General features: G+C 43.2%; 3 protein-coding genes. 1 reads left to right on the plus strand and 2 read right to left on the minus strand.

Features of this window, described 5'->3' with window-relative positions; all coding sequences use genetic code 11:
• Window positions 1–615: FKBP-type peptidyl-prolyl cis-trans isomerase (locus AACY61_RS11915; RefSeq protein ID WP_339611802.1), on the plus strand; the 615-nt coding region annotated here is incomplete at its 5' end.
• A 102-nt stretch (window positions 616–717) separates the two neighbouring features.
• Here AACY61_RS11915 and lpdA read toward each other — a convergent pair.
• On the minus strand, window positions 718–2,094 hold the full coding sequence (gene lpdA / locus AACY61_RS11920) for a dihydrolipoyl dehydrogenase (protein WP_339611803.1): 1,377 nt from the start codon (window positions 2,092–2,094) through the stop codon (window positions 718–720).
• Between the two features lie 108 nt (window positions 2,095–2,202).
• Window positions 2,203–2,717: ABC transporter ATP-binding protein (locus AACY61_RS11925; protein WP_339611804.1), on the minus strand; the 515-nt coding region annotated here is incomplete at its 5' end.

The following is a 2,717-nucleotide window of genomic DNA, read 5'->3' on the forward strand; positions in this document are numbered from 1 at the left end:
GCAACAAACGGAAGTCAGTTTTTCATCACCCACGTTGCCACGCCTTGGCTGGATGACAATCATACCGTTTTTGGCAAAGTGATTGAAGGACAGGATGTGGTGGATGCCATTGCGCAGGGTGATCAAATTGAGAAACTGGAAATACAAAGAGTGGGTGCTGAAGCCGAAAAGTGGAATGCTGTGGAGTCTTTCAGGCAATTTGAAGGTGCTAAAGCCAAGCGCGAAGCTGCTGCAAAGAAAGCCCAGGAAGAACTAATGGGAAAACTAGCTGAAGGTTTTGAAGAAACTAAAAGCGGTTTGAGATACAAAATCACCGAAAAGGGAGCTGGAAAACAGCCTAAAAAGGGCGATGTCGTTTTTGTACACTACAAAGGCATGTTTACTGACGGAAAAGTTTTTGATTCTTCTTTTGAAAGAAACAACCCCATCGATTTTCCTGTGGGAATTGGACGTGTGATTCCTGGATGGGATGAAGGGATTTTGCTTTTAAAGGAGGGCGATAAAGCCCGTTTTGTGATTCCTTCACAACTGGCCTACGGAGCCTCAGGCGCCGGTGGTGTGATTCCACCAAATGCTACTTTGGTATTTGATGTGGAGTTGGTGAAAGTGAAATAAACATAGAGGGTAAAAGTACAACGTTAAAAGTGCTGAAAATAAAAAAACGGTAGCTGAATAATTTCAGACTACCGTTTTTCAGTTCATGGGAACGATAAAATCTTATAAGTGAATCACTTCGCCATAGGCATCTGCTACGGCTTCCATTACGGCCTCACTCATAGTGGGGTGGGGGTGAATGGCTTTTAATACTTCGTGTCCAGTGGTTTCCAGTTTGCGACCCAAAACGGCTTCTGCAATCATATCTGTTACTCCGGCGCCTATCATATGGCAGCCTAACCACTCGCCATATTTGGCGTCAAAAATTACTTTTACAAAACCATCGGGAGTGCCGGCGGCTTTTGCTTTACCAGAGGCAGTGAATGGAAATTTCCCCACTTTCAACTCATATCCGGCTTCTTTAGCTTGTTTTTCGGTCATGCCTACGCTGGCAATTTCAGGCGAAGCATATGTACAGCCCGGTATGTTGCCATAATCGATGGCTTCTACATGCATCCCTTTTATTTTTTCGACGCAAGTAATCCCTTCTGCAGAAGCGACGTGTGCCAATGCAGGACCGGGAACCACATCTCCAATGGCATAATAGCCGGGAATGTTGGTTTGGTACCAGTCGTTGACCATAATTTTATCCTTGTCAACAACGATACCTACATCTTCAAGACCGATATTTTCTAAATTTGATTTGATTCCCACAGCAGATAAAACGATATCAGCTTCAAGGGTTTCTTCACCTTTTGGGGTTTTTACTTTGGCTTTTACACCTTTCCCTGAAACATCAACCGACTCTACAGAAGAGCTGGTCATCACTTTGATTCCGGCTTTTTTGAATGAGCGTTCAAATTGCTTGGATACGTCCTCGTCTTCCAGCGGCACAAGGTTGGGTAAAAATTCAACGATGGTTACATCTGTACCCATTGCGTTGTAAAAATGTGCAAATTCAACGCCAATGGCACCACTTCCCACAACAATCATTGATTTGGGTTGTTTGTCCAGTGACATGGCCTCGCGGTAACCAATTACTTTTTTACCGTCCTGTTTCAGGCTGGGAAGTTCACGTGAGCGGGCTCCCGTCGCAATGATGATATGATCTGCACTGTATTCTTTTCCATCAACATCTACTTTTTTTCCGGGTTTTAATTTTCCGAAACCATCGATGACGTCTATCTTGTTTTTCTTCATCAAAAACTGAACGCCTTTGCTCATATCTCCGGCTACATTACGGCTTCTTTTTATCACTTTGGAAAAATCCTTGTCGGCATCTTTCAGGGTGAGTCCATAGTCTTCAGCGTGTTTTAAGTAATCAAAAACCTGCGCGCTTTTTAAAAGGGCTTTGGTGGGAATACATCCCCAGTTGAGGCAAACACCTCCAAGGCTTTCTTTTTCAATCACTGCGGTTTTAAACCCTAACTGTGAGGCACGAATAGCGGTTACATAACCACCGGGACCACTTCCTAAAACGATAATATCATATTTGCTCATTATGGTATAATTTTAATCATAGTAATTCAAGTTACGAAATTACGGAATTTTGAGAATGTGGCAAGGTAATAAATGTGAATTGCTGAAATATGAGGAACAATAAAAGATTTATTGTCTGGTATCACTTTCAATCATGCCATCTCTTAAACGAATTACCCGTTTGGCACGTTGCGCGATATCTTCTTCGTGTGTAACAAGAATCACAGTATTTCCTGACTGATGAATGGCATCGATGAGGTTCATGATTTCTTCAGATGTTTTTGAGTCCAGGTTTCCTGTAGGCTCATCTGCTAGGATTATGGAGGGGTTGTTTACCAAAGCACGGCCCACGGCAACTCTTTGTCGCTGGCCACCTGATAGTTCGTTGGGGCGGTGATCCATTCTATCTGCAAGTCCTACATCCTCAAGCACTTTTTGTGCCCGTTTAGTACGTTCTGCTTTTGTTGCACCGGCATAAATCATTGGTAAAGCAACGTTTTCGAGAGCAGTGGTTCTCGGTAGCAAATTGAATGTTTGAAATATAAACCCTATTTCTTTATTTCTGATTTCGGCGAGTTCATCATCGGTCATGGTACTCACGTTGACACCGTTGAGTTCATAAGTTCCCGAAGTGGCTGTATCCA

It is taken from the genome of uncultured Planktosalinus sp. (assembly GCF_963973675.1).
Classification (GTDB): domain Bacteria; phylum Bacteroidota; class Bacteroidia; order Flavobacteriales; family Flavobacteriaceae; genus Planktosalinus.

What these genes read in the sequence shown, in the direction of transcription:
- lpdA (WP_339611803.1), bottom strand. Translation starts at nt 2,094, where the DNA reads ATGAGCAAATATGATATTATCGTTTTAGGAAGTGGTCCCGGTGGTTAT.